Source organism: Microcoleus sp. AT3-D2, from assembly GCF_036705715.1.
Classification (GTDB): Bacteria; Cyanobacteriota; Cyanobacteriia; order Cyanobacteriales; family Microcoleaceae; genus Microcoleus.
On the sequence record NZ_JAUBVE010000172.1, the window covers coordinates 1 to 2,334 of the forward strand.

The following is a 2,334-nucleotide window of genomic DNA, read 5'->3' on the forward strand; positions in this document are numbered from 1 at the left end:
CTATCCTTGCTCTTCGCTGTGCTTATCTCAACGGTCAACTTTCAATTTGATGTATTTGCCAAACTGAGATGCACCCTACCGCGCCTTTGTAGATGATAAATAACCTCTCCTAGTAAAACGACTAGGAGTGGGAACCCTAATCCGACAATTACCGCCCAGGTTTGCCAGTCATTTGAAAAGCTTAAATTACTCATAAACTTCTTCCTCTCGAACACTTACGCTCAGCTTAGAAGTTTTGATTTGCCAAGCCACTAGCTTTTCTTTTCCAGGTTCTTGAATTTCACCAACCAGCTCAAAATCGTAGAGATCGTGGAGTCGCGAGCAGATGTCTTGAGAAACTAAGATTGTTCCAGGCGGACAAGCCGACTTCAATCTATTGGCAATATTTACAGTATCGCCCCAAACGTCATAGAGCAATTTATTTTTACCAATCACCCCTGCAACCACATCTCCTGAATTGATGCCGATCCGCAGGTCTAGATGTAAGTCTTTTTCATAACTAAATCGGCGGACAAACGATAGCATTTCCAAAGCAAAATCTACCGTGCGTTTGTCATGATCCAGACGTGGCATACCAAGCCCGCATACAGCCATGTAACCGTCACCAATAGTTTTAATCTTCTCTAGACCGTACTTATCTGTCATTTCATCAAAGCCTGTTACCAGTTCATTCAGCAAGCGAACAACCTCTTGAGGGGACATTGATTGAGTCAGCTTGGTGAATTGGTGGAGGTCGGAAAACAAGACAGAGACATTAGAAATCTGCTCGGCAATTTCTCGATCGCCCTGTTTGAGGCGTTTGGCGATTGCCGGACTAAATATACTTAAGACTAATGCTTCATTTTCGCGATTTTCGCGATAGATTAGTTGAGTTTCGGTACGAAGGCTGCCTATCGTTTGGTTAAATGACTTAGCTAAGTCTCCAAATTCATCTTGCGAACCCGATTTGACAACCGCATCAAATTCTCCAGCCCCCACCTTGCGAGCGCTTTTGATTAAAGTATTAATGGGTCTGACAAAGATTGAGGTCAGCCACATGGCAACAAGGGTGATTAGCACGATGATTAAAGTAGCGCCAATCAAAACTTTTTTTTCAAACGAGTGAATTGAGGCATAGGCTTCAGAAACATCTATCTCTGCCAAGATCACCCACTTCAATCCATTAATCTCTAGTGGAGCATAAGAACTCAAAACTGGAATATTACGATAATCGTCGATCGCCTCCGTGCCCTGTTTCCCAAACAAAGCTTCCTTCACTGCTTTTGTTTGCACTTCCTGTAGAAGGATTGTAGTATTGAACTCTTTGATTTTCTTGACAGTCTTTTCATCAGTGCCGATCGAGCGTAGAGTTTTTGCATGACCTTCTGGGTCTTCAATCTGGAAACGAGACGCAGAGCGCATTAAATAATCCGACCCAACCAGATAAGTTTCTCCTGAATCGCCCAGACCATTTTTTTTCCAATTTTTGTTGCCAGTCATCACATTGTTAATTTTGTCAACGGGAAGCTGGAACGCCAAAATACCAATGAATTGGGAGCCGTTAAAGATTGGGGTAGCGATAAAAGCCGCAGGCGCACCGTAGGAAGGGCTGTAGGGTTTGAAATCTACTATTTTCACATAGCCCTTTCCATTTGCTTGTCGTGCAGCGGCGATCGCGGATGCTAGGTTACTCTCGTTGTAGGGGCCGTTGGTGAAGTTTGTGGTAAAGTCAGCTTCTTTAAAAACCGTGTAGACAACAGTTCCTTCGGGATCGATCAAAAACATATCGTAGTAACCGTATTTTTCCACTATATTGCGAAAAATAGGGTGGTAGCGGGCGTGAGCGCGGCTGTAAGCGCTGGCGTCGCCTGGATTGTCAAGGAGAAGTTTTTTGCCAACGGGGTTGGGGTTAGCAGCGATGTAGTGGTACTGCAAGTAACGGGCAGCAGTTGTTTTTGGCGTGTAGGATGCCAGAACGGGGGAACCCTCGTTAGTTCGCGTTAGTTTAGTTAAAAATTCTGTCCGGTAGAAGGTATCAATTTTTGCGTCAAAATCCGCTGGTACTGTTGATTGTTCAAGTTGGCGGTAGGCTGTCTTGAACTCCTGCATGGCACCGACGACTGTTAGGTCTTCGCTTAAGGTTTGGCTATGGTGGTAAAGGCTTTGAAAATAATCTTGGATTTGATCAGTTTTGGCCGCCCGAAGGCTGGTTAATTGGTTGAAGACTTTTTCGGTCAGAGTAGCTTTCCCACTGCTAGAGCATATATAGGTGGTGGCGACCCAGGGCTATTTCGTTCTAGACAGTAGGCAGGGTTTAGGTTTAGAGTTTAGAAGTCGGATTCACCCTAACTTATG

Annotated in this window: 1 protein-coding gene; it reads right to left on the reverse strand. The window is 44.6% G+C overall.

The window, feature by feature from the left end:
• Positions 1-186: 186 nt before the first annotated feature.
• On the reverse strand, positions 187-2,088 hold the full coding sequence (locus tag QUB44_RS30550) for an adenylate/guanylate cyclase domain-containing protein (RefSeq protein WP_333373613.1): 1,902 nt from the start codon (positions 2,086-2,088) through the stop codon (positions 187-189).
• Positions 2,089-2,334 lie beyond the last annotated feature (246 nt).